This is a genomic window from Lacticaseibacillus parakribbianus (genome assembly GCF_025490915.1).
Classification (GTDB): domain Bacteria; phylum Bacillota; class Bacilli; order Lactobacillales; family Lactobacillaceae; genus Lacticaseibacillus; species Lacticaseibacillus parakribbianus.
The window spans coordinates 41,711-66,370 of the sequence record NZ_JANQBA010000016.1 but is presented as its reverse complement, the minus strand read 5'-3'; the positions used below and the strand labels follow the sequence as shown (position 1 = coordinate 66,370).

24 protein-coding genes are annotated in these 24,660 nt (G+C 60.7%); 14 read left to right on the top strand and 10 right to left on the bottom strand.

The window, feature by feature from the left end:
- Positions 1-245: 245 nt before the first annotated feature.
- The 3 genes from NUH19_RS11695 to NUH19_RS11685 all read left to right on the top strand — a co-directional run bounded on the left by NUH19_RS11695 (position 246) and on the right by NUH19_RS11685 (position 2,170).
- The gene (locus tag NUH19_RS11695; protein WP_262316737.1) at positions 246-581 is read left to right on the top strand and encodes a hypothetical protein; all 336 of its coding nucleotides are present in this window, start codon (positions 246-248) and stop codon (positions 579-581) included.
- Between the two features lie 320 nt (positions 582-901).
- Positions 902-1,111, top strand: coding sequence for a hypothetical protein (locus NUH19_RS11690; RefSeq protein ID WP_262316736.1), 210 nt, complete (start codon positions 902-904; stop codon positions 1,109-1,111).
- 129 nt (positions 1,112-1,240) lie between these two features.
- A complete protein-coding gene (locus NUH19_RS11685) occupies positions 1,241-2,170 on the top strand; it encodes a Fic family protein (RefSeq protein WP_262316735.1) in 930 nt (309 codons plus the stop codon).
- Between the two features lie 56 nt (positions 2,171-2,226).
- Here NUH19_RS11685 and NUH19_RS11680 read toward each other — a convergent pair whose 3' ends face one another.
- The 3 genes from NUH19_RS11680 to NUH19_RS11670 form a co-directional block, all read right to left on the bottom strand.
- Positions 2,227-3,579, bottom strand: a complete 1,353-nt coding sequence (locus NUH19_RS11680; protein ID WP_262316734.1) for a threonine/serine exporter family protein — start codon at positions 3,577-3,579, stop codon at positions 2,227-2,229.
- A gap of 122 nt (positions 3,580-3,701) precedes the next feature.
- A complete protein-coding gene (locus NUH19_RS11675) occupies positions 3,702-4,217 on the bottom strand; it encodes a GNAT family N-acetyltransferase (RefSeq protein WP_262316733.1) in 516 nt (171 codons plus the stop codon).
- Entirely contained in the window at positions 4,214-5,260 is a 1,047-nt protein-coding gene (locus tag NUH19_RS11670) for a helix-turn-helix domain-containing protein (RefSeq protein ID WP_262316732.1), read from the bottom strand. The genes NUH19_RS11675 and NUH19_RS11670 overlap by 4 nt, the downstream gene beginning before the upstream one ends.
- A gap of 99 nt (positions 5,261-5,359) precedes the next feature.
- Between NUH19_RS11670 and NUH19_RS11665 the strand changes: the two genes are divergently transcribed.
- The 6 genes from NUH19_RS11665 to NUH19_RS11640 all read left to right on the top strand — a co-directional run bounded on the left by NUH19_RS11665 (position 5,360) and on the right by NUH19_RS11640 (position 10,824).
- Complete coding sequence (locus NUH19_RS11665) at positions 5,360-7,300, top strand: glycoside hydrolase family 127 protein (RefSeq protein WP_262316731.1); 1,941 nt, start codon at positions 5,360-5,362, stop codon at positions 7,298-7,300.
- 523 nt (positions 7,301-7,823) lie between these two features.
- Positions 7,824-8,195, top strand: a complete 372-nt coding sequence (locus tag NUH19_RS11660) for a GntR family transcriptional regulator (RefSeq protein ID WP_262316730.1) — start codon at positions 7,824-7,826, stop codon at positions 8,193-8,195.
- Complete coding sequence (locus NUH19_RS11655; protein ID WP_262316729.1) at positions 8,188-9,054, top strand: ATP-binding cassette domain-containing protein; 867 nt, start codon at positions 8,188-8,190, stop codon at positions 9,052-9,054. Before NUH19_RS11660 ends, NUH19_RS11655 begins: the two co-directional genes overlap by 8 nt.
- The gene (locus NUH19_RS11650) at positions 9,044-9,757 is read left to right on the top strand and encodes a hypothetical protein (RefSeq protein WP_262316728.1); all 714 of its coding nucleotides are present in this window, start codon (positions 9,044-9,046) and stop codon (positions 9,755-9,757) included. The genes NUH19_RS11655 and NUH19_RS11650 overlap by 11 nt, the downstream gene beginning before the upstream one ends.
- Entirely contained in the window at positions 9,757-10,671 is a 915-nt protein-coding gene (locus NUH19_RS11645) for a hypothetical protein (protein WP_262316727.1), read from the top strand. Before NUH19_RS11650 ends, NUH19_RS11645 begins: the two co-directional genes overlap by 1 nt.
- Before the next feature lie 3 nt (positions 10,672-10,674).
- Positions 10,675-10,824: a hypothetical protein gene (locus NUH19_RS11640; RefSeq protein WP_262316726.1), complete on the top strand. Its 150-nt coding sequence runs from the start codon at positions 10,675-10,677 to the stop codon at positions 10,822-10,824.
- Positions 10,825-12,130: 1,306 nt separating this feature from the next.
- Here NUH19_RS11640 and NUH19_RS11635 read toward each other — a convergent pair.
- Positions 12,131-13,540: a C69 family dipeptidase gene (locus NUH19_RS11635; RefSeq protein WP_262316725.1), complete on the bottom strand. Its 1,410-nt coding sequence runs from the start codon at positions 13,538-13,540 to the stop codon at positions 12,131-12,133.
- A gap of 76 nt (positions 13,541-13,616) precedes the next feature.
- Here NUH19_RS11635 and NUH19_RS11630 point away from each other — a divergent pair, with 76 nt between their 5' ends.
- Positions 13,617-14,324, top strand: coding sequence for an alpha/beta hydrolase (locus NUH19_RS11630; RefSeq protein ID WP_262316724.1), 708 nt, complete (start codon positions 13,617-13,619; stop codon positions 14,322-14,324).
- Positions 14,325-14,691: 367 nt separating this feature from the next.
- On the opposite strand, the gene NUH19_RS11625 is transcribed toward NUH19_RS11630, so the two are convergent.
- Positions 14,692-15,519 (bottom strand): Cof-type HAD-IIB family hydrolase, encoded by an 828-nt coding sequence (locus tag NUH19_RS11625; protein ID WP_262316723.1) that lies wholly within the window; start codon positions 15,517-15,519, stop codon positions 14,692-14,694.
- Positions 15,520-16,210: 691 nt separating this feature from the next.
- Between NUH19_RS11625 and nagA the strand changes: the two genes are divergently transcribed.
- From nagA to NUH19_RS11610, 3 genes are all read left to right on the top strand, one after another.
- On the top strand, positions 16,211-17,368 hold the full coding sequence (nagA, locus tag NUH19_RS11620; RefSeq protein ID WP_262316722.1) for an N-acetylglucosamine-6-phosphate deacetylase: 1,158 nt from the start codon (positions 16,211-16,213) through the stop codon (positions 17,366-17,368).
- A gap of 80 nt (positions 17,369-17,448) precedes the next feature.
- Complete coding sequence (gene rlmH / locus NUH19_RS11615) at positions 17,449-17,928, top strand: 23S rRNA (pseudouridine(1915)-N(3))-methyltransferase RlmH (protein ID WP_262316721.1); 480 nt, start codon at positions 17,449-17,451, stop codon at positions 17,926-17,928.
- 54 nt (positions 17,929-17,982) lie between these two features.
- Positions 17,983-18,522, top strand: a complete 540-nt coding sequence (locus NUH19_RS11610) for a TetR/AcrR family transcriptional regulator (RefSeq protein WP_262316720.1) — start codon at positions 17,983-17,985, stop codon at positions 18,520-18,522.
- Here the strand turns inward: NUH19_RS11610 and NUH19_RS11605 are convergent.
- Positions 18,506-19,333 (bottom strand): N-acyl homoserine lactonase family protein, encoded by an 828-nt coding sequence (locus NUH19_RS11605; RefSeq protein ID WP_262316719.1) that lies wholly within the window; start codon positions 19,331-19,333, stop codon positions 18,506-18,508. The genes NUH19_RS11610 and NUH19_RS11605 overlap by 17 nt on opposite strands.
- A gap of 128 nt (positions 19,334-19,461) precedes the next feature.
- Between NUH19_RS11605 and NUH19_RS11600 the strand changes: the two genes are divergently transcribed.
- The gene (locus NUH19_RS11600; RefSeq protein WP_262316718.1) at positions 19,462-20,052 is read left to right on the top strand and encodes a TetR/AcrR family transcriptional regulator; all 591 of its coding nucleotides are present in this window, start codon (positions 19,462-19,464) and stop codon (positions 20,050-20,052) included.
- A gap of 248 nt (positions 20,053-20,300) precedes the next feature.
- Here the strand turns inward: NUH19_RS11600 and NUH19_RS11595 are convergent, their stop codons facing one another.
- The 4 genes from NUH19_RS11595 to NUH19_RS11580 all read right to left on the bottom strand — a co-directional run bounded on the left by NUH19_RS11595 (position 20,301) and on the right by NUH19_RS11580 (position 24,595).
- Positions 20,301-20,654, bottom strand: a complete 354-nt coding sequence (locus tag NUH19_RS11595; protein ID WP_262316717.1) for an ArsR/SmtB family transcription factor — start codon at positions 20,652-20,654, stop codon at positions 20,301-20,303.
- A 9-nt stretch (positions 20,655-20,663) separates the two neighbouring features.
- Positions 20,664-21,857, bottom strand: a complete 1,194-nt coding sequence (locus tag NUH19_RS11590) for an iron-containing alcohol dehydrogenase (protein WP_262316716.1) — start codon at positions 21,855-21,857, stop codon at positions 20,664-20,666.
- A gap of 412 nt (positions 21,858-22,269) precedes the next feature.
- Complete coding sequence (locus NUH19_RS11585) at positions 22,270-23,211, bottom strand: DMT family transporter (protein ID WP_262316715.1); 942 nt, start codon at positions 23,209-23,211, stop codon at positions 22,270-22,272.
- 211 nt (positions 23,212-23,422) lie between these two features.
- A complete protein-coding gene (locus tag NUH19_RS11580) occupies positions 23,423-24,595 on the bottom strand; it encodes a multidrug effflux MFS transporter (RefSeq protein ID WP_262316714.1) in 1,173 nt (390 codons plus the stop codon).
- Positions 24,596-24,660 lie beyond the last annotated feature (65 nt).

The following is a 24,660-nucleotide window of genomic DNA, read 5'->3' as shown; positions in this document are numbered from 1 at the left end:
ATCAACCGCATTTTCTTGGAACGCGTCTGGTTCAAACCAAATGGCACTAATAAAAGAGCACCCAGACCGATTAAGGCCCAGGCACTCTCATAAATCTGTATCAACTCCACTTGACGAAGAGCCGGGATTACGCGTGGGGCCATTGGGACCCTGCGACGTGATCCCGTACTTTTGGTTTAACAATGGTTACGCTTTCACCCATACTCGAGGCGATGGCAGACGCACGGGATAACGGAGGATGACGAATGCGCAAACACGCGTGGGGGTACCAGGTGGCGCTGGCGCTTGGGCTGGCCGGGTTGAGCCTGCTGGCACCGGCGAGTCAGGCAATCGCGGATGGCAGCACGGAATCGTTGTACCTGTATTTTTACGGCTGGCCGCTGGGGTGGCTGGAAGGCGCCACGCCGAACCGGCTGGATGCCGCGGCGCGGGTAGCCGGCGGCTTCAAGCTGGGGCAGCAAGGCGCGACCTGGCAGTTCAACCTGCTGGCGTTCGCCGGGGACTTCCTGGTGGCGCTGGCGCTGGTCGCCTTGGTGTGGTGGGGTGTGAACAACTTGACCACTCACACAAAAAATCATTGAAGGTAAGCACCGACTGCGTATGTGTAGTCGGTTTTTTCTAGTTGAGCTCACAGGGGTTTTGTAGCAATTGACGAGTGAACAACCTAGCGACCGGATAGTCTAAATTTGGTGTTTGGGGTGGCAGGCGCTTTTGCCATTTCTGCCTAGACATCGGCGGCAGGTGAAGCATCGGTCATATCTTGAAATTAGTGGCAATTTTCAACGATTTCAGCGCGTAGCTGGAAGTATCTCTTAATTTACGCTAAAATTGCGAGATAAGTTTTAGCACACGTTAGAATCGTTGGATTTTTACCTGTTTTTTAAGATGAGGGGGAGATACTATGGCCTACAAAACGTTGAGGGTTGTTAGTTACGAGCGTCGTGGAGACGTAACGAAAGAGTATCGCAACCGATTTGAAGGCGAAAGTGCAGTTCATACAAACCTGAAGTTATCGCCGAATGAGCGCGATCATAAGTCGACAACCCAATATCCTATCTTCTTTGTCATCACACCCGGAATCTATACGATGAGCGCCCAGATTCTTCAGTGATCTAGTGAGATTAACCAATTACGTAATCGCCTGCCGGAAGTGGCCAGCACTCAGTTTTTCTATAACACCTTGGCGGTTGAACTGCAAAGCACTAACGAGATTGAGGGCGTACGTAGTTCTAGAAAAGAAATGTTTAACGCTATCGTTGGGGCGTTGGGACAGGTGCCGACGAGTGGAAGATTTCACTCGCTTGCCTACATGTACCTGAAGATTTTTAGGGGAGAAGAGATTCATATTGAGACGAAACAAGACATTCGAACGGTCTGGGAGCAGGTTACTGATGGTGAAGTAAAGAAAGCTGATGCGCCTGATGGTAAAATATTCCGAGCGGGTCCCGTCTTTATCAATGACGAACGGACGGGAAATGCGATTCATTGGCCGGATGCCAATGAGGACTCAATTAGCGCAAATATGTCCGCACTGATCGACTTTATGAACGACGACTCGATTCAGTTTATTCCCAAGGCCCTAATCTCACATTTCTTTTTTGAGTACGTGCATCCCTTCTACGACGAAAATGGGCGGACGGGGCGTTACCTTGCATGCAGTTACTTGGGGCAGAAGCTTGATTATTTAACCGGTGTGAATTTCTCGCGGAGTATTCATCTCGAAAAAAAGCGTTATTACCAAGCATTTGAAGAGGTCGAAAACCCAAAAAACTTCGGCGATGTCACCTATTTTATCGAAACACTAATGTCCATCATCCTCAAAGGTCAAGACCGGATTATCACTGAGCTCAAAGAGAGCGAGGCCACACTAAAATTATGGTTTGCACGTATTCAGAAGTCAGAGTTCTCCGAGCAAGAAAAGGCGGTTTTTGCCTATCTGATTCAGCCGTATTTGTTTGGTGAGCGGCAGAGCTCAACGCTAGATGACAACTTGTTGAAGGATTTTCTGCATCGTGGCAACACCCAGCAGAGCTTTAGCAAGTTAAGTACGAAGAAGACGATTGATAAGTTAGAGTCGGAAGGATGGATTTATCTGATTAAGGAGCGACCTAAGATCCATATGATCGGACCAGCATTTGTTGCTCAGATGACCGATGGTGCCGCCAAGTAGACAACGTCCCTCTTATTGCCGTACATCATGGGCAATAAGAGGGACGTTGTGTTGTATCAATCCACGTGGCGCCACTCCGAGTCGGTGACGATTCGCGCCGCGGCCAGGCCCAGCGGCAGGGCGACGACGATCAAGACGGCCTTGATCATCCAGCCGCCGCCGACGCCGAAGTCGTTGAGGCCGAGGTTGAACATCGCGCGGTACATGTAAAGCCCCGGTACCATGATCACAATCGCCGGCACGGTCAGCGAAATCCGCGGGTAGCCGGTGTTGCGGTTGACGGCGCTGGCCAAGAGCCCGGCGACCAAGGCGCCGATGAAGGCCGCGGCGGCGGCCGGCATCGCAAAGTCGACCAAGGTCAGCCGCAACGTGTTGGCGACGGCGCCGAGAAGCCCGGCGGAGGCGGCGAGTTTTCTCGGCGAGTTGAACATGATGGAGAAGCCGTAGACCCCGCAGAAGCTGGCCGCCAGCCGGCAGGTCAAAAGCACCCAGAAGCTGAGGTGCAGCGGGATGAAGTTTTGCGGCTCAAAATGCACGAGCAGCGCCACCAGCCAGCCGGTGACGGTGGCGACGACGATCACCATGATGGCAAAGGTGCCGCGTTCCAGGCCGCTTCTCATGTCGAGCTTGGCCATGTCCAGCCCCGAGGTGATGAAGGGGAAACCGGGGATGACGAACAGCATCGCGCCGATGTAGCCGGCCTCGTGAGCCTGGGAGATGTGAAACCCAAGCTCCAGCACCTTGAACATCAAGAGGTAAGACAGGCAGGCCAAGGCGACCGACACGGCGGTGCTGGCGGTGACGGTGATGCGCCGGGCCCCCATCAGCCGCCGGGAGTAGTTGCCGACGCCGGCGCCGAGGAAGGCGCAGATCATCTCGATCGGGCCGCCGCCCAGCAGGAAGGTGAAGGCGGCGCAGGCCAGGGCCGACGCCAGCCCGGCGGTCAGCGCCGAGAAGTTGCCCGGTTTGTGCTGAATCTGGTCCAGCTGGGCGTGAATCTCGCCGACGGTCAGCCCCACGCAGTCCGTGGCGAAGCGCGTGACGTAGCGTTCGATCACCGTCAGCTTGTCGGTGTTGACGCCGCTGGTCGGCAGGGCCAGCGCCTGGGTGTAGTGGCGGCCGTGGTCGAAGCAGGTGTACTCGATGGTGATCAGGCCGACGTCGGCCGCGCAGGTCAGGCCGAGGTCCCGGGCGATGGTGTTCATCGCCTCACGAACCCGCCAGGCCCCGGTGCCGCAAGAGAGCATGATGATGCCGACGCGGCCGACGATCGTCGCGCGTTCGGTCAGGCTGGTGCGGGTGACCGGCGCGTCGTCTTGGCGGTCGAAGCTGTGCCAGTTGATGGTCATGTGGTGGTTCGGCGACAGCGTGACGCGCGGCCGCGTCGCCGGTTTTTCAGAGTGGTCCATGGTTTGCCTCCAAGCTTGTTAGCCTCTAGTTTACACCTTTTCAGCAAAACCAAAAAGGCGCAGCCCAAAGACTGCGCCGCAGGGGTGCGGCTTGGGTGAGCCGCTCGGGCCGCCGGTTCGGGCTAAAGGCCAAACGCCGGATCGTACTGCAGCTGACCGGTGACGCCGCGTAATCCGCCGGGAATCAGCTCGCGAATCATGAAATTTTCATCGGCGACGGGGAACGGGGCGGTGATGCCGAACCGGGCGGCCGGACCGTAGCCGAAGCGGCCGTAGTAGGCGGGGTCGCCGAGAATCGCGATGGCGCGGCGCAGGTCCTCGCCGGCCACCGCCTCCAGGTAGGCGATCAAGGCGCTGCCGACGCCGAGGTGTTGGTGAGCCGGCGCGACGGCAAGCGGCGCCAGCACGAACAGCTTGGTCGCACCGACTGACGCCTCCGACAGCATGGCGTGGCCGATTAAGGTGCCGTCGTCGGCGATGGCGATGGCGTCGTACTCGGGGTGGTAGGTCGCAGACTGGCGGAGCCTCGCGACCAGCGGCCCCTCGTTGCCGTCGCTGTGAGCGGCGGTGGCAAAGGCCGCGGTGACCAGCGCGACGCTTGGTGCCAGGAATTCTTGGGTAACAGGTTGAATTTTCATTGTGATTGCTCCTTGGTGGCCTCAAGTATGGCGACCTGCCGCTGCAGGTCGGCGCCGGGGTCGACTTGATCGTTGTTCATGAAGGTGTGGGTGTAGGCGCTGCGGTAGCGCGACGGCGGCAGCCCGACGGTGCGGTGGAAGACCCGGGCGAAGTACTTTTCATCTGGGAAAAAGGCGCGGCCGGCGACTTGCGCGACGGTGTCTGAGGTCGACAAGAGCAGCAGCTTGGCGTAATCCAGCCGCAGCGCGGTGCTGTACTGGCCCAGCGTCTGGCCGGTGGCCTGCTTGAACAGCCGGTTGAGGTAGTCGGGGTTGCGGTCAAAATGCGCGGCGATCGTCGCGGCGCTGGGCCGCACGGCGAGGTTGATGCGAACCCATTCCTTCACCGCGTTGACCAGCCGCTGGCCGCCGGGCTGATCGTGCGGCCTGGCCGCGGCGGCGAGGCTCAGCACCACCAGGCTCGCCTGGTAATCGCGAATCAAAGCGGATTGGGTCGGGTCATGCGCGAGGTCCAACAGCTGGCGCCACGCCACGCCGGGTTGCGACGAGCTCAGGTGGCTGAACCGCGGCAGGAGAACGGCGCGTGTGGCCGCGGCTGGGTCGCCGGCCGTCGCGGTGGGGTGACCGGCTTTTGCAGCCGCGACCCCGGCCGCCGCTACCGCATTTGCCTCAGCCGCCGGGTCGTCGCCGGTCGCCCCGGCCGTATTCGCCCCGGTCGCATCCGCCGCGGTCTCGCCGTCGCCGGTTGCCCCGGCCACCACCGCGGCCTCAGCCACCACGTGCAACCACAGGAAGCGGCTCGGCGTCAGCGTCGGCTGGGCCCCCACGATGGTTTCGTGGGGGAAGACCACCAAGGCGTCGCCGGGGCCGAGGTGATACGTCGCGCCGGCCACGGATAAATGCACCTCGCCGCTCACCCCAAGCATTAGCTCGGTGTCTCGGCCGTGAACCGCGCGGTGGTGCCGCCAGCCCAGGGCCGCGGAGAACTCGCCGCTTTGAAGGTACGTCGCCGGCTGGGCCAGCGCCATTTTGAGAAAAACCATCGTCTGCCTCCCGTGGTCGGAATCGGCCACCAATTCTCAGATTCTAGCAGTGTTGGCGGCGAAAGTAAACGCTTATACTGGCGGTAATGGAGGTGCGACATGAAACTGACTCAAGTGACCATCGATGATGACTTCTGGAACTACTACCGCAGGCTGGTGCGAACCCAGATGATTCCCTACCAGTGGCGGGTGCTCAACGACCAAGAGGCGGTGGCCAACCCCGGCGGCAACAGCTACGACGCCCAGGACAACAGCCACGCCATCCGCAACCTGCGCCGCGCGGCGGGGATTGAGGCCGGCGGGTTTGCCGGCATGTGGTTTCAAGACTCCGACGTCTACAAGTGGCTGGAGGCCGCGGCCTATTCGCTGCAAAGCCACGCCGATCCGGCACTGCAGCGCCAGTGCGATGCGGTGGTCGCGCTGATCGCCGCCGCCCAAGAGGACGACGGGTACCTCGACACCTACTTTCAGCTCGAGGCACCGGACCGCAAGCTCAAACACGTCGCGCGGTCCCACGAGCTCTACTGCATGGGCCACTACATCGAGGCGGGATGCGCTTACTATGAGGCGACGGGAAGCGAGCAGGCCCTGGCGATCGCGGTGAAAATGGCCGACTACCTGGCCGCGCATTTTGGTCCCGAGCCCGGCAAGTTGCACGGCTACCCCGGCCACCCCGAGGTCGAGCTGGCGCTGACCCGGCTGTATTCGGTGACCGGCGACCGCCGCCACCTCGACTTGGCCCTGTACATGCTCAACCAGCGCGGCACCACGCCGAATTTTTTTGCGGAACAGGCGCGAACCACGGCGGTCCAAAACGAGCCGTACTGGAACGGCGACTGGCAGGACCTCGGGTACTTTCAGGCCGACGTGCCGCTGGCTGCGATGCCGGAGCCCGAGGGCCACGCGGTGCGGATGCTCTACCTGCTGGCCGGGGCGGCCCGGGCCGGGCGGCTCGGTGAGGACAAGGCGCTTTTGGCGGCCTGCCGCCGGCTTGCTGGGCGCATCATCGACCACCAGATGTACGTGACCGGCGGGGTCGGCCAGACGGTCAACGGCGAGGCCTTCACCTTCCCGGACGACCTGCCCAACGCCACGGCCTACGCGGAGACCTGCGCCAGCTGCGCGATGGTGTTTTTCCTCCAGGCCATGCTCGAGGCGGCGCCGAATGGCGAATACGCCGACGTGATCGAGCGGGAGCTGTTCAACGGGATGCTGGCCGGCGTCGCGCTTGACGGGGCACATTTTTTCTACGTCAACCCGCTTGAGGTCAACCCCACGGCCTGCCGGCTGGACCCCGCTAAGCGCCACGTGCTGCCGACGCGGCCGGCCTGGCTGAACTGCGCCTGCTGCCCCCCGAACCTCGCGCGGCTGGTGGCCAGCCTCGACCGCTACGTCTACCTGACCCGCGGCGAGCGGCTGGAGGTCAACCAGTACGTCGGCGGCACCGCGACTTTGGACAACGGTGCGACGGTCACCCAGACCGGCGGCTACCCGTGGCGAAGCGGCCAACGCTTCACCGTCGCCGCCCCGGCCGGTGTGACCTTCACCCTGGCGATGCGCATTCCCGCCTGGGCCACCGGCTGGTCGCTGGCCGTCGACGGCCAGCCGGTCCCGGCCGCCGCGGTGGCCGGCTACGCCGCAGTCGCGGTGCAAAACGGTTCGGTGGTCGCCTTGACCCTGCCGCTGGCCGCCCGGCGCGTGTACGCCAACCCGGCGGTGCGAGCCGATATCGGCCTGGTCGCCGTCGCCCGGGGCCCAATCGTCTACTGCCTGGAGCAGGTCGACAACGGCCCCCAGCTGCCGTGGCTGGCGCTGCCCCAAGACGCTGAGCTGACGGCCGCCGCCGACGCGACGACCTTCGCCCTGCCGCTGGTGCGGCTGACGGCGCCTGGCCTGCGGCTGCCGGGCTCAACCGCCGCGGTCGCGGCCGGGCCGCAGCCCCAGCCGCTCGCGTTCATCCCGTACTTCGCCTGGGCCAACCGCGCAGTCGGGGAGATGAGCGTGTGGCTCCAGGGCGTAGCCCGACGAACCAGGGCGTAGCGCCGCGGGTTTAGCGGGACGGGTAAAATCCGGGCTCCGGCCCGGGCGAACCAGCGCCACGGCTCCGGGCCGGGGCGGCGGAACGCGTGGGGCTCCCCTGAGCCCGTTGCGGTCTCAGGACCCGCCCTTGCAGTAAGCCGGCAAGGGTGGCCGGCTAACTGCAATTTCACGCTGGCTCGCCCCGGCCCTCCGCCGTGGCAACGGTGCCGTCCGATCCTCCGCCCTACCTAGCGGCTAATTGAGCAACACGTGGTATTCGAGGCTAAATACAGATTGGTGTTATTTTAAGATACGACCTAGCGGCGGCGTGGTGCGTGGACCCGGGCCTGATCCGAGTGCCGCGGCGGATTCGCCGCGCTGCGCTGCCTTCAACCACAACGGCCCTCACAGGCGGTCACCCCACGGTGGCCGCCTTTTTGGTGGCGCCGTTAATTTGGTGGTTGCCTTCTGCGAACCCGGGTGCTATCCTATCGGTGAGGTTAATTACTTGACCAACTAACCAACGAACGAAGGAGGGGTTGTCGTGCATTTTGATGCGAGTTCCGTGGTGCCGCTGTACCACCAGATTGCGCAGCAGTTCACCGCCGGCATTTTGTCCGGCGCGTTCCCGGAAGAAAGCCAGATTCCGTCGACGACTGAGGTGGCGCGAAGCTACGCGATCAACCCGGCGACGGTGCTGCGGGGGATGAACGAGCTGGTCGACGCCGGCGTGATCGAAAAAAGGCGCGGCGTCGGGATGTTCGTCGTTCAAGGGGCCCAGGCCAAGTTGGCCGCAGCGCAGCAGGCCGAGTTTTTCGCGGCGCAGGTGCCGCGGGTGGTGCGGCAGGCCAAGGCGCTGGGCATCACGGCGGGGCAGCTGACCGCCGCCATCGAAGGGGAGTACAACCATGAGTGAGATCAAATTCAAGAACGTGACCAAGCGCTACGGGAACCAGCAGGTGCTGCGCGGCGTCAACGCGACCTGGGAGGCGGGTAAAATCTACGCGCTGCTGGGCCGCAACGGCGCCGGCAAGAGCACCCTGCTGCGCATCGTCAACAACCGCACCTTTGCGACCGGCGGCGCCGTGACCCTGGACGGCAAGTCGGTGGTCGAAAACGAAGCGGCGCAAAACCGCATCTTCCTGATGTCTGCCGCCCAGCTGTACCCGGCCGACCGCAAGCTGACCTGGCTTTTTGCGCTGACCCGCCAGATGTACGGGGACTTCGATGACGAACTGGCCAAGCACCTGCTCGCCGCCTTTGAGCTGCGCGATTCGGCCAAGCTCGGCCAGCTGTCGACGGGCTATCAGACCATCGCCCGGCTGATCATCGCGCTGTGTGTCCCGTGTGACTTCGTGCTGCTGGACGAGCCGGTACTCGGGCTCGACGCGCCGGCCCGGGAGCTTTTTTACCAGGAGCTGCTCGCGACCTACGCGCAGCGGCCGCGAACCTTCGTCATCGCGACGCACCTGATCGAGGAGGTCGCGACGCTGGTGGAAAACGTCAACGTGCTGGCCGGCGGCGAGATCGTGCTGGCCGAAGACGTCGCGACCGTGCTGGCCAAGGGGCGCATCGTGTCCGGTCCCGCCGGCCTGGTCGCGGACTACCTGAGAGACACGCCGGTGATGCGCAAGCAGGCACTGGGCGGAATGCTGACGGCCTATACGCTGGACGCGCCGTTGGAGCGGCCGCTGCCGGCCGGCGTGACGCTCGACGCCATGGACCTGCAACGCCTGATCATCGAGCTGACGCGGGGTGAGCGGCATGAAAAGTAAGGCGCTCTTTCGCAGCCTGGCCAACACGGTGCTGGTCAGCATGGTGGTGATGGTCGTGACCACGGCGATCGTGATCGTGGGGCTGCCGTTGCTCTTGGACCAGCACGACTTCAGCCTCGGCGACCTCTTGATTGCCATCGACGTGGCGTTCGGCGGCATGATGCTGATCGACGTCGGCGTCGACCAGGCCTTCCAAAACGGCGTGACCCGCCGCACCATGCGCCGGGTCGGTGCAGCGCTATTGCTGCCGCTGGTTGTCTTGGGGGCCGCCGCGCTGCTGGTGATGCAGGCGGTGGTGCGGCTGATCGGCGCCAATCCGGTCAGCCTGGTGACGCCGTACGTGAAAGGGGTCTTCGGTGGCCCGGTTTGGGCGCCGGTTTTGGTCGGATTAGCCATGGCGCTGTTCGCGTTGCTCGGCGTGATCGGTGGCCTGGCGATGCGCGGCCGCGGCAAGCGGGTGACCACCTGGATCAGCGTGGTGGCCTTCACCGTCGCCGGGCTGTTGATCGGCACGGCGATGATTCTGGGCGACACGACGATTCACGCGGCGGTGTTGACCGGTCCAAGGCTGGCCATCGGGCTGCCGGCCGCCGGTGTGGCGCCGCGGCCGTGGCTGGCCGCCGCGTGGCTGCTGGCGCTTGACGCGCTGGTCGGCTGGCTGGCCTGGCGCGGCGTGGCCCAGGTGGAAACGGGGGCGAAGTGATGAAATTACGCGCAATGCTGAGACTTGAATTCAAGGAGACGCTGGCGATTTTCGGTGTTTTCCTGGCGGCGCTGGCGGGATTGACCGCCGCGTTTTGGGCGCTGTTCTACGTGATTCTGCCAAGCGACGGACCCGACACGGTCGGCACCCCGCTGATCGTGCCGAGCGTCGTGATTTTCCTGGCCGTCGCGGTGGCCAAAACCCCACGGTGGCTGCGCCTGGCCGCTTCGATGGGGGTCGCGCGGCGCAGCGTGACCGCCAGCCTCCTGGTGACCTGGGCGACGCTGGCCGCCTTGATGACGGCCATCATGTGGGGCTACGCGCGGCTGCTCGGGACGCCCGAGACTTTCCTGCACGAGCTGGGCTACCCGGGGGCCGAGACCGCGACGCTGTGGCTGGCCAACAGCCTGTTCATCTTCGCGCTGTTGCTGGGCGCCGCCTTGGTCGGCGTGTTCATCAACGCGCTGCACTACTACGTCAATCCCTACGCGTTCGGCGTGGCGGTGCTGGCGCTGCTCGCGGTGTTTTTCCTCGGCTTCGATCCGGTGGTCAAAACCATCGCGCCGAGCGACAGTGCGGCGGCGCAACTGACCCGGGCCCTGGCCAGCGGGAGCTTTGACCACCAGCTCGACCCGGCGGCGGCGACGCCGTGGCTTTTGCCCGGGCTGGCCGGCATTGTGCTGGTGCTGCTTTTGCTCGCCGACGTGGTGCTTTTGGCCGGCACCGACCTGAACGTGACCGGTCCGGTCTGGACCCGGCTGCTTGGCGGCCGCCACCGCCAGCCGCTGCGCATCGCGCTGATCGTGCTGGCCGTCGGGGTGCTGCTGTTCGCCCCGATGCTGTTCATGACCCGGGTGTTGTTCTTAATCGTGGTGGCGGTGTTCCTGGCGCTGCCGGCGATGAGCCAGAGGTGAAACATGGCTAGAAAAATCATTGGCACGTTGCTGGCCCTGGCCCTTTGGGCGGCGCTTGCGCTGACGGCCAGCTGGCCGCTGCGCGTGGCGGTGGCCGTCGCACTGTTGGTCACCATCTGGTGGCCGGAAAAGGAGGCAACGCATGGGCAATAATTCTACCAATAACCGGCCCGGCCTCGGGTCACTCCAGGGTGGAGAAGCGCGGACTTAGCGGATCGAATAGCCTAGCGCTAGCGATGAGGCGGGTCTTGCCTCAACGCTAGTGCGTAGCTATTCGCATCCGCGTTGCGCGGCGTAGCCCGACGATCCTTCTGGACCTGCTGCTGGTCGTCGTCTCAACGGCGACGCTGCTGCGGGTGCTGCGCGATCCACTGGGGTCGCCGGTGACGTACGTGGTGGCCGCGGTGGTCGCAGTCGCCGGCCTGGCGCTGACCGTCGTGCGGTTCCTGCGCGGCCGCAAGCCGTGACTAAGCGCGTGAGGCGCGAACGCGTCTGCCGGTGGCAGGCGCGTTTTGGCGTGGTGAGGGCAAACAAAAACCGCGTCAATCAACGCATCTATGGCGTTGACGATCACGGTTTTGCTAGTCCAGCACCTACTCCTAGGGCCCTCCGGACTTGATCTCGTGTTTCTAGTATGCCGGGTTGAATTGTAGGCGTCAACCTTTTGAAAGTGAATCCTAATCTGACGCGGTTTTACGGCGAAAAAAGCGTTTTGCCTGGGCCGTCGGGCTACGCCAGGCAACGCGGGAACGGCTAGCTAGGGCCGGCACTCGAGGCCAAATGCAGGCCTCAAGCGCCAACCCTACGCTAGCCGTCCCGCTAAACCCGCGCTTCTCCGCCCTGGGTCGTCGGGCTACGCCAGGCAACGCGGGAACGGCTAGCTAGGGCCGGCACTCGAGGCCAAGTGCAGGCCTCAAGCGCCAACCCTAAGCTAGCCGTCCCGCTAACCCCGCATTGCTTCGCCCTGGATCGTCGGGCTACGAAGCGCAACGCGGATGCGACTAGCTACGCACTAGCGTTGAGGCAAAACCCGCCTCATCGCTAGCGCTAGGCTATTCGATCCGCTAAGCCCGCGCTTCTCCGCCCTAGTTCGTCGGGCTACGCCAGGCAACGCGGGAGCACATAACTAGGGCCGGCACTCGAAGCAAAGAACGCTTCAAGCGCCGACCCTACGTTATGTGTCCCGCTAAGTGCGCCTTGCTCCGCCCTGGATCGTCGGGTTCCGCCAGGCAACGCGGGAGCGGCTAGCTAGGGCCGGCACTCGAGGCCAAGTACAGGCCTCAAGCACCAACCCTACGCTAGCCGTCCCGCTAAACCCGCCTTGCTCCGCCCTGGATCGTTGGGCTACGCAAGGCAACGCGGGAGCACATAACTAGGGCCGGCACTCGAAGCAAAGAACGCTTCAAGCGCCGACCCTACGTTATGTGTCCCGCTAAGTGCGCCTTGCTCCGCCCTGGGTTTAGTCGTGCAGCGTGAACTGCAGGGCCATCCGTGGGGCGGCGAGCTCGACCATCTGGCCCAGCAGCTTGTTGCTGTTTTTGAAGGAGATGTCGGCCATTTTGGCGTTGGCCTCGGTCAGGTAGGCCTTCAGATCCGCCTGCGTTGCGGCCGCCGCGTCGGTCTGGCGCTGCAGGTAGCGGCAAGCGGCCACGGTGTTCTCCTCGAAGACGTTCTCTTGGTCCTCGAACAGCGTGAAGTCGGTGTCGCCGAAGGTCGCCATCAGGTTGGACAGCCAGTACATCTTGGTCGGGTCGAACTCGGCCGTGGTGTCGCGGTAGGTCGCCGGGGTGTCGTTGACGTTGGCGTAAAACGGAATCACCGCGTTGAAGGTGTTCGGCCCGAACGCCAGCCAGTGGATGCCGGCGATTGCGGCCGGCACGTTGTTGCGGATCTGCAGGATGTGCAGCTCCTGGTTGCGGTTGATGCCGATCGGGCGGAACCGCTTTTTCTCCTCGGCTGTGCCCTGGCCGCCGTAGACGTCGTAAGGCGTGTTTTGGTAGTGGGAGGACAGCACCAGCTTGACGTCTTCAATCGAGATCTTGTGGTCGGTCCGGCAGATGAACGGCAGGTCCTGGTCGATTGGGGTGGTGTCGAACTCGGGGTTGAAGTACTTTTGGCCGTACCAGGCCCGGGGGTTGTTGTAGCGGGTGTCCTTGAAGGAGGCCGAGCCGAAAATGTGGCGGAGGTTGTAGCCTGCCGGATCCGGGTTCAGCTGGTTGTCGTCGACCAAGGCCTTCAGGTCGGCCGAGCACAGGGTGTCTGCGGAATCGAAGTCGAAGTCCGTGATGTTGAAGCGGTTCGGGGCAACCACGTAGGCGTCGTCGGGGATGCGAACGGCGGCCCAGTGGTGGCCGGCGATGCTTTCGAAGTACCAGACCTCATCCTTGTCGGCAAAGCAGATGCCGTTGGTCTCGTAGGTGCCGTACTGGGTCAAAAGTGTCCCGAGGCGTTCAACGCCTTCGCGAGCACTGTGGATGTAAGGCAGCGTGATGGTCGGCATGTCCTCTTCGCCCAGGCCCTCTTCAACCAGCGGGTCGATGCCCAGGATCCGGCTGTTGGTGGTGATGGTTTCCGTCGAGGTCATCGCGACGTTCTCGCTGTTGATGCCGGCGGCGGCCCACAAGCCGTGACCGTCAACGGCCTCCGGGGTGGCTGTGTAAGCCAGCGGGTTGTCCGGCAGGTCGAGGTTGAAGGTGCTCAGGACGCTTTGGTAGTGGCGCGGCTGCTTGTCCGGGGTCACCAGCACGAACTTCTGCGGGTGCAGTGGGGCGTTGCCGTCTTCGTTACGCGCGATGATGGTCGACCCGTCGAGGCTGGCCTTCTTGCCGACGAGAATGGTGGTGCAGGAACCTTTGATGCGTTTGGTCAATTCGCTCAACTCTTTTCTGAATGATGCTTCTATTGTAAGCCGTTCACGCGTGGTATGCTACCTAAGAGGTGATTCGATGAGAAAATGGCAACGGCTGTTACTCAGCTTCGTGGTGGCGCTGGTCCTTTTGGCCGGCATCGGCCACGTGGTGCTGACCCGCCAGGAACACGCCCCGACGGCCGCGGCCCGAGTCGCGCAAAAAGCGGCGACCACGACCGCCGGGACGCTGTTCTTCGGCCCCAAGGACGCCAAGCTGACGGTGGTGGTGTACCCCGGTGCCTTCGTTGACCCCGGCGCCTACAGCATCTGGGCCAAGCGGGTCGCGACGGCCGGCTACCGCGTCGCCATCGTCAGCTTTCCCTACGACCTGGCGGTGCTTGGCGCCAACCGGGCCGCCCGGGTGGTGAAGCCCGGCACCCGCTACGTGATCGGCGGCCACTCGCTGGGCGGCGTGATGGCCAGCCGCTATGCAAAGGCGCATTCGCGCGGGTTGGCCGGGGTGTTTTTCCTGGCCAGCTACCCCGACGCCAAGGGGGCCTTGAAGGCGGTGCCGGTCATCTCCTTGACCGGCAGCCGCGACGGGGTGCTGGACTGGGCGGCCTACAAGAAGGCCAAGGCCAACTTGCCCAAGGCGACCAGCTACCGCCGCCTGGCCGGCGGCAACCACGCCGGGTTCGGCGCTTACGGCAAGCAGGCCGGCGACCAGGCGGCGACGGTGAGCAATGCAGCGCAGCAGCGCTGGATTGCCAAGCAGCTGGTGGCGTGGCTGAATACGCTAGAGTGAGGCGAACGAAGGCCCGATGCGCAGCTGCGCATCGGGCCTTCGTGGCGCCGGGGGGGACGCTTGGGGTTTGCTTTGGAGGAGAGAGGTTGTTTCATCTCTATGTCTAATAGCTTACCCGGCATCTGTGACCAAAGCGTGAGGATTTCCTCAAGAAAAACTTGGCTTGCTTAACTTTTGGTTACGGCCGCGGCCAAGCCAGCACCGTGGCCGCCCAGCCGGCCGGCGCGTCCGGACTCCGGTGGTGCTGGGTGCGGCGAGGGCGGGTCTTGAGACCGGAACGGGCGACGGGAGCCCTACGCGTTTCGCCGCCTCGGCCGGCGCCGTCACCAGTGGTCCGTCCGGTCGCCGTCCGACTTGTCGGCGCGACCTACGCCAAATCCGGGAACAGCCGGGCCGCAATCTCGGTGACCGGCGAGTCGTTGTTGGTCGCGTCCAGCACCAGGCCGGCCGCCTGCTTGGCCGCGGGGATCGCGTTTTGCACCGCGACGCCCAGGCCGACCTTGGCCAGCATGCTCAAGTCGTTGGAGTTGTCGCCCAGCGCGATGATCTCGTCTTGGGCGATGCCGATGCGCCGACCCAGCGCCAGCGCCGCGTCGCCCTTGTCGATGCCGGCGGGGTTGAACTCCACGTAGCGGTTGGATGAGTAGGTGACCGTCAGCGGCGTCTCAATCGCCTTGGCCACCGCGTCCTTCAAGGCGGCGCGGCGCGTCAGGTCGCGATTTTCGAAAATCACCTTGGCGATGCGGCGGTCGGCAAACGCGCTGAGGTCGGCGGCGGCCAGCTCGGTGTAGGCGACGCCGCGGTTCTTCAGGTAGGCACGTTCGTCCGGGTTGGCGTTGACCACGTAGACGTGGTGCATGGTGTAGATGTGGGCACAAAACGCGCCGCTGGCCATCGCCAGGCGGTAGATGGCGTCGGCCACCGCGCTGTCCAGCGCATGGGCGATCAAAATCTGGTTTTCGGCGTTGTCGACGATTGCCCCGCCGTTGTACGAGATCACGTACTGCCCGGCGATTCCGGCCAGGCCAAGCGTTTGCAGCAGCGGCTGCACCGACGCGAAGCCGCGGCCGGTGTTGGGCACGAACTTGACGCCGGCCTGCCCCAGCCGGTGAATGGTGGCGATATCTTGTTGGGAGACTTGGCCGTCGTCTTGCAGCAGGCTTTCGTCCAGGTCGCTCACGATCATTTTGTACATGGGTTGCCTCCTTGACTGTGCCTCCAGCATACCACATCAGGACCGCGGCCTTCTTAAAAACATCGGCCGCTGGCGCGAGTCACATTGCTTGACGACAAATTGGTATGGTGTTAAGATATGCCCGAATGATTATTCTTGCACGGGGAGGCAGCAAAAGGCCACAGCTGCTTTGTTATCCACCGCGCGGGGCACATCCTGCGGCTCGCACCGCAGCCCCCACCCATGCCAAGCCGCAGTGTATTGCCACACGGCTTTGAGCTCGAGAGTTTTAGTGCAACCCCGGAATCAAGCGAGGGGAAACCAGGGACCCGGATTCGCACCACCCCACCGGCTGCAGGCCGGCCACCGCCACTCCCAAGCGAGTTAGCCGCGCGGATGACCGGAACCGCTGGGTGCAATGGCACCACCACGGTCAGTAGAAGTCAGGAACGTAACCGAATCAGGCCGAGGCCACCGGATTCACCGAGTCCGGTGGCTTCGGCGCGGCCGCCGCCAATCGCGGCGGTTTTTGCTTGCGGCGGTGGCCCGACCCTCACAGCCACGCGGGAACCGTGGCCCCAGCCGCGAGGCGAGTGGTCCTGTTGCGGGACGTGCGATTTTGGATTAACCGGGCGTTGGCCTAGACCAATACCCGGGGTTGTGCTACACTGGTGTTGGCAACGGATAACAACGATGATAAGGAGATCATGTGATGAGCTACTACATTCATGCTGCGAAGTTTTTCCTGAAGAACACCACCGAAAACGACGGCTGGCTTGAGGTCACCGATGAGGGCAAGTTCGGCGATTTCATCCCGTCTTACGGGCAGAAGCCGGAGGGGGAGATCAAGGATTACGGCAACCAGTGGATCGCCCCTGGCCTGGTTGACACGCACATTCACGGCTCGCTTGGCCACGACGTCATGGACAACGACTGGGAAGGCATCAACGCGATGTCCGAGGGCCTGCTCAAGACCGGTGTCACCAGCTGGCTGCCGACCACGCTGACCGGCCCGTTCGACCAGCTCAACGCCGTCTGCAAGACCATTGGCGACCACGCCGGTGAGGAAACCGGCGCGAAGATCCAGGGCATTTACTTCGAAGGCCCGTACTTCACCGAGGAGCACAAGGGCGCCCAGAACCCGAAGTACTTCCGCGACCCATCGATTGAAGAGTACGACGAGTGGCAAAAGAGCGCCAAGGGCCTGCTGCAGAAAATGGCCCTGGCACCGGAACGCGACGGCGCCGTTGAATTCACCAAGCACATGAGCCAGGACGGCAAGGCCGTTGCCCTGGGCCACAGTAGCGCGACCTTCGAACAGGCCAAGGCCTGCATCGAAGCCGGGGCCACCGTGTTCTGCCACACCTTCAACGGCATGTCCGGGCTGTCCCACCGCGAACCCGGCATGGTCGGCGCCGCCATGTTCTTGAACATCGTCGACGACGAGCTGATCTGCGACGGCCACCACGTCCGTCCAGAAGTCGCGGCCTCCCTGATCCGCGAGAAGACCCCAGAGCACATCGCCTTGATCACCGACTGCATGTCCGCCGGCCTGATGCCTGAAGGCGACTACATGCTCGGCGAGTTCCCGGTCATCGTTAAGGACGGCACCGCCCGTCTCAAGAACGGCGGCAACCTCGCCGGCTCCATCCTGAAGCTCAACGACGCGATCAAGAACGTCGTGGACTGGAACAACAACACGCCGGAAGAGGCCATCATGATGGGCTCCTACGTGCCAGCCAAGTCCTCGAAGATCGACGACAAGTGCGGCAGCATCCTGCCGGGCCGCGACGCCGACTTCCTGGTCCTGAACAAGGACATGAGCCTGGCCGAAACTTACCTGAACGGCGTTTCCCGCTACCAGGCCTAACCAGACAATGGGGTCCCACCGCTTTTAGTGAAAAGCGGCGGGGCCTTTTTTGTTATAATCAGGGCAAAGGGAGTGGTCTGTTGAACATCAAAATCGTGGCGGTCGGCAAGCTCAAGGAGAAGTACTTCAAGGACGGCATCGCCGAATACGCCAAGCGCCTAAGCAAGTTCGCCAAGTTCAAGCTGGTCGAGGTGCCGGACGAAAAGGCGCCGGAGTCGCTGTCTGAGGCCGAGATGGCCCAGGTCAAGCAGGTCGAAGGCGAGCGCATCCTGGGCAAAATCCAGGACAAGGAGTGGGTGATCGCCCTGGCTATCGAGGGCAAGCAGCGCAGCTCCGAGGCCTTCGCCAAGGAAATTGCAGACCTCACCACGTACGGCCACTCGGACATCACCTTCGTCATCGGCGGGTCGCTCGGCCTGTCGCCTGAGGTGATGCACCGCGCCAACAACACGCTGAGCTTCGGCAAGCTGACGATGCCCCATCAGCTGATGCGGCTGGTGTTGACCGAGCAGATTTACCGGGCGTTCATGATCAACATCGGGAGTCCGTACCACAAATGAAACGGTTCAGACGTTTGGCCGTGTTAGGTCAAACGTCAGAAGGGGGGAAATCTGATGACGGATTTACGCGAATTCAAAACTCAACGCGATATTCAAGCAGGTTTAATTGCAACCCTCGCCGATCAGCGATTTGCGCAAGTAACGGTCAATGATATTTGTACTGCAGCGATGGTGGGGCGCAGCACCTTCTATCACCATTATGCCGATAAATATGCACTCCTTGAGCAGATGGTGACGCAGCGAGCCGACACATTCAATCGGCTGTTAGATGAGCGGGTGGCGGAGATGAGGCAAGACGGGCCATTGTTGGTGTTGTATCAACGACTCAAAGATGACGCGCCAGCGATTATCCAGTTGCTTGAGGTGCATGAACAAGCAGGCGACCTCACTCAGCGCTATCTTGAGAGCCTTTCGCACCATGCACAAGCGACGTTGCCGAAGCTGACCCTGGCCGTCCCGCAGGCATTTGCGGTTGAGCTATATTCAACCACTGCGCTGACTGCCATCAGTTGGTCGCTGCAGCACGGCGAACCAGAAGCCATTTCGCGGTTTATGAACCAATTGGTGACTACAATACTCAATACGGAAGCGTGATCAGGTGCGGGTCGGTATGAGGATCGTGATTGGCTAACGCCTCGATGCAATCCGCGTCATGCGCCATGTCGCGCACCCAGCCGAGACTGGTAATGGCGGCTTTGCGGCTGGTGCAGATGCCTGGTGTCAACATTTCTTCCCAAGACCGGTTCGCGTAGCCAACGTCCGCAGCGAGGAGCACGTAACGACCTTCCGCACCGCGCACCAGCGTCGCCGACATCCCCGTTGCGTGACCAGCGGTGTGTACTTGAAGCAGGCTACCGTCGCCGAAAACATCATAGCTTTCGCCGGTGGGGCCAATGCCGGTATCTTGGTACTGATAGGTCTGAACGTCAACGCCGTGCCACTCGCTGGGTAGGTAAACCAAAGGCAAATGATTGGCGACGCGCCATTCCGGTTCGGACACGAGGATGTGCTTGGCATGAGTCACCTGCTTGAGGCCGCTCACGTGGTCACAGTGCAGGTGGCTTAACAGCACATAATCGAGGTCTTCGGGACGATAGCCCAACGCCTGTAAGCGTTCGTCGATGGCCCATCCGGCGGGAAGATAGCCTGTGTTGATTTGCACCTGGAGCCCGAGTTCTGCCCAGTTGCTGCGGCGTACTTGCTTGTTCCAACCAGTATCGACCAAAACTAAGCCCTTAGGATGTTCGATGAGGTAACTTGAGACGGGCAGGGTGACTTGATTCTTTTCCGTCCGAAATAGTCCGGTAAATGCTAGGGGATTGCGATAGACGCCGTGAAATGGCAATGCCTTGTCGACCTTAACGAGTCCGGTGTGCAGCACGTGGATCTTGATTTGTTCAGTCATGATGGGGCCTCCAATGAATTGATGACCTCAGCTTACCGGTGAAATCGCCTGCGGGATAGAATCAATGTTGATACGTGTGTGCCAAAAGAGACAATTGATGCGGGAGGTGTCTCTTATGGGCCATCGAATTGAAGATTGGTCGATTATCCCGGTGCTCAAGATATAAAGGATACGCACGGACGACGACGCACGATATTGCGAGGCTTGCTGGTGTTGCGGAGGGGACGGTATCTAAGCAGTACCGGACGAAAGATGCGCTGTTGGAGGCAGTCCTAGATCCTTTTGTGGATCAAATTGTTCCTAAAGTTGTCACTGAATTCGCGGAAAAAATGAAGTCGACGGCCGATGACCAGTTTGAGCAGTTGGTTGAAGTTCTATTGGCAGATCGCATTCAATTTGCGATGAGCAATCGGCAATGTCTGCGACTATTGATTGATCAACTGACTGAGCACCCTGAATTTGTGGCTAAGCTTACAACAACGCTGGATACGTTTATCATGCCGGTATGGGAACCGCTGGTTAAGCACTATCGTTTGCTCGGACAACTACCAGATTGGCCGTCGATTGAGATATTGCGACTCATTACCGGTGTGTTGTGCAGTTATATCGTTCCGTTGGCCTTGTCGTCAGATTGTTCAACTGATTTTGATGTCAGTGTTCGTCAAGCGATAATGTTCATCAGTCGAGGATTGAAGCCATTGTCTGGGTTGCGGGAATGAAGGTGCATACTCACGTCTTGAATTTAATCAGGTGGATTCTCAAATCAAGGGCAGCAAACTAACTAGTTGAGTCGTTCGGCGGATTATGGGATGTCAACGCCAATTAGGTTAATCCAAGGATGATTAACCACAGAAACGATTGACCCGCCAGCCCGTACCACAAGTGAGGCGGCTGATTGTGTTGTCATGCAGGGACCACAGTGAATGAAAAACCCCCGTCGATTGCCGTCGACGGGGGTTATTTGTTGCTAGCGCTCTGCTTCAGCCTCTTGAATTTCTTGTCGGTATGCGACCAAGGCGGCTTGAACATCGCCGAGGAGTTGGCCAATTTTGGCTAATTCAGCGGTATCGGGATTAAGGTAGTAGTAGATTTTTGTCCCTTCTTTTTGGGCGGTGACGAGGCCCGCACTCTTTAAGATCTGCATATGATGAGAGACGGCGGGGCGAGACAGGTTGGTTTGTTTGGCAATGTCGATCACGCGTGCCCCGCACTGACCTTCTAACATCGCACAAATCAAATGTTGGCGTTGCTCATCGCCAATCGCGTTGAGCAGCTGACTGCTGGCGCGGAATTCGGCCTCTAGTTGTTGTGTCAGTGGCATATCGGCCTCCTACTTTAATTGCTGTAACACTGAAACAAAGTCTGTCTTATCCCAGATGTCAGGAACTGGATATAGTGGGTTGCCTTCATTATAGGCACGTGTTGCAATTTCGTCGATGTCCAAGGCGTTGAGTTGGTTTAGGCTGCTCGGAATCTTAAAGTGTTGATTTAAGGATTCAATGAATTGAATCAAGGCGGTGGCCTGAGCTTGATCATCGCCCGGTTGGCCGATGCCGGCCGCTTGAGCGAGTTCCGCGAGCGGCCTGGCTGCGGCCTTACCGTATTTTCTTAAAACGACTGGCATCAGGATGGCATTGATGTAGCCATGTGGTAGACCAGACAACGCGCCAATCGCATGTGACAGCGCGTGGATGTAGCCGACAAAATTATGCGTGATGGCATAGCCTGCGAGATAAGACGCCTCAAGCATATTTTCACGTGCCGTCAGGTCATCGCCGTCATCGTATGTTTGGACTAGGTTCTGTGAGATGAGTGACATGGCCTTCAAGGCGGCTTGCTTGGTCTTAGGTTGAGCAAAACGGTTCGTATACGCCTCAATGATGTGCGATAGTGCATCCATTCCAGTATAGGCGGTGATTTTTTGCGGCATTGTGCGAGCTAAGACCGGATCCAAAACGGCAACGTCAGGCGTGATGTGTAAATCGTTGATTGGATGTTTATAGTGCTCGTCATGAATGACTTCGGTGATGACCGCCGCAGGGGTGATTTCCGAGCCTGTGCCTGCAGTCGTCGGCACTGCGATGAAGAACGGCGTCTTATGTCGAATTTGCATTAAACCTGAAATCTGTTCCACCGACTTGGTTGGATTAACGACTAAGGCACCGGCAATTTTCGCGCAGTCAATCACTGAACCACCGCCGATTGCGACGATGGCCTCACATTGATTGGTTACATAGGCGTGTGTACCTGTGACTGCGTTAGCAGTTGTGGGATCTGGGACGATATCCGTAAAAACGGTGACGGCGATTGCATTAGCTTTAAGGGCTTCTAGGAAGGGATCCAGGGTGCCGCGCTGGACTGTGCCCTTGGTCGTTGCCAAAAGAATGCGACTGATTTGTTTTTCTTTAAGTAGGCTAGGAACTTTTAGCAAGCTATCTTGTCCTTGTAGTTTCAGCTGCTTGTCGGGCAAATGGCCCATGACGAGGCTAAAAGCCAGCTGGCGGATTCTTGAAAAAATGTGCATTTATTTTCCTCACAATCGGTATATTGGTTAAGTGGTTAGATGCTTGAACGGTTAACTGGAATATACCATGTTTAATCCGAAAGAGGTCAACGGTAAAGAATATCGAGATGGATACGCTCGCCAATAGCAAACTTGAATACACCCAGAGGGCGACGACTATTCATTCATGATTATTGGCAATGATCTGGTTGCTTTTTGCCGGCCAAGGGCAGGGTGAACCCCCAACACAGTTGGGCTTTTCTGAGTGTGGAAACCCGTCGTTCGGATTGTTACGCTAGCCCGTCTCACAGGTGGTGCGGTTAATTGGTGTTCAGCACAAGAACCAACGCTGACCGAAATGGGAGGATCGGCTGCGATGCTGGCCCAATAATGTCAGGATGTAGGTCTAAAGAAGCCTGAACACCGGCTTAATTCAGTGTTCAGGCTTTTGGACTTCATGATGTTTACGGTGGAACGAGTTGTTGGCGGTATAAACGCCACAGATAATAATGGCGGCGCCTAGTAGCTGCAGGCGACTAAAGGCCTCACCGAGCAGCAACACGCCGGCGACGATCGACACGACCGTAGAGATGCCGATGAAGGAGGCGGTTTTGTTGACCCCAATCTTGGCAATCGCGAAGTTCGACAAGAACAAGGCCAATACCGAGCTGCCGATACCTTGATACAAGACCGCAATCGTGAAGTCTATGTGCTTCACTGGTAAGCTAATCAACGCTTGCGTGTTGCCGTGGGTGATGGATTCGATCACCGCCATGGTGACGAACACCAACGCCCCGGCAACCAGCATGACATAGGTGATTTCAATGCCGGTGTAAGCGGCGGCTTTTTCAACGTAGACGCTGTATAGCGCATAGGTAATGGTGGCCAACAGCAAGAACGCATAGCCGACCAGCGACAGGCTGGCACTCGCCCCAGCGGCCATCACGGTCACGATCACACCGCTCAAGGTAATCAAAATCCCGATCACCTGTGGTCGCGTCGGATACTTGTGTAAAATGAGCGTCGAAGCAATCAAGGCAGCCACGGGAATGCAAGCCAGGAAGACCCCGCTTTCCGAGGCTGTGGTATGACTAATCCCGAAAGTCTCGCCGATGAAGTATAAGACGGGATCAAATAGGGCGACTAGCAGCAAGGGGCGCAGCTTTTTACCTTTGAAGTCAACGCGAATGACGCCGCCGCCAATCAGGAGCGTCATCACGATGAAGGCAATTAAGAAACGCCACCCCAGTAGTGCCAAGGGACTGGCAATGGCGGTGGCCGACTTGGTGAAAATGTAGCTCAATCCGTACAAGGTTTCGCAGCCGAGCGCGGCCAGGCTCCCCAAGACTAAGCCACTCGTGCTTGATTTGTGCATAAGTTTCCTCCAGCGACATTAGCTATAATAAGTTACATTATAGCGCAAGAGCGCTTGGACTGAATTTCAGATTGCAGTCGCGGGCCGAGAGTCTTCGCCCACGCGCAAAAGGCGGTCATCACGCGTTTCCTAAGTTCGGGAAACACGTGGTGACCGCCTTTTGTACTCTGGGCTAAGTGCGACTTATGCCCAGCTTCTTTGTTCGTGGTTCCTACCGCCGCTTCCGGTGATTGACCAGCAGCCAATCGGCCGCAACCATGCCGCCGCAGAGCAGCAGCACGTACCGCGGCAGGGCATGCACACTGCCGTCGTGCATCGCGCTCATCAGCATGGTCAGCGCGCTGATCAGCAGGTAGTAGACGAAGCTCAACAGTCCGCTAGCCGTGCCGATGACAGGCTCGAAGCCAATCAGGGCACGGTTGAGCACGAGGGGCAAGGCAGTGTAAAGCCCGCCGAACATGATGAAAATCGCACAGAGCGAGGCGATCAGGTGGTCGGCGGTCACCCACGTCCCGCAGGCACCCAGCAGTGCCGCGAGCAGGCCACCGGTGATCAGCGCGCGGGGCGCGAGCTTGCCGGCGGCGTAGTTGGTAATCAGGGCGCCGAGAATGCTGGAGGCGGCGATCAAAAGGCCCAGCCAGCCGTACTGCACCGCGGTCAGGCCGAAGTGCCGCTCGAATAGGTACGGCGCCTCAGCGTAGTAGCTGAACAGGATGCCGTTGATGCCGCTGATCAACAGGCAGTAGCCCCACACCCGGGGACTGCGCAGCATTGCCACCGCGACGGCGGGCCAGGGGGCGGGCGTTGGCAGCGTGACGCGGGTCTCTGGCAGGCGCCACAGAATGTAGCACCACAGCAAGCCGGCCACCGCCATCAGGGCGATGAACACGCTGCGGTAGCCGCCGCAGTAGGTCGTCAGCGCGCCGCCGAGCAGGGGCCCAAGGGCGGGCGCCAACGCCATGGCGGCGCTGATTTTAGCAAAAACGCGCTCGCCGTCAACGCCGGCGAAGGATTCGCGCATGATGGTCTGCGTGATCACCGACCCGACCGCGGCGCCGAACGCCTGGAGCACTCGCGCGAGCATGAGCCACGCGAAGCCCGGCGCCAGCCACAGCGCGAGGTTGCCGAGCAGGTAGACGGTCAGCCCCCAGAGCATTGCCGGACGCCGCCCGATCCCATCGGACAGCCGTCCCCAGAACAGGACCCCGACGGCGAACCCGACGAAGTAGCTGCCCATGGTCAGCTGGCTGGTGCGTGCGGACACCGCCATGGCCGCGCTCAGGGCGGGCAGCACGGGGGTGAAGATCGATTCGCTGATCTGGGGGAAGCCAACCAGCGCAATTAGAAGTAAGACAGATGGAACCGATTTTTGGACGTTTTTCACAAGATTTCTCCTTAGATTTAGTCTGCGGAAAAACGTCCTTTGCCAGTTACGGTGGCGCATGTGAT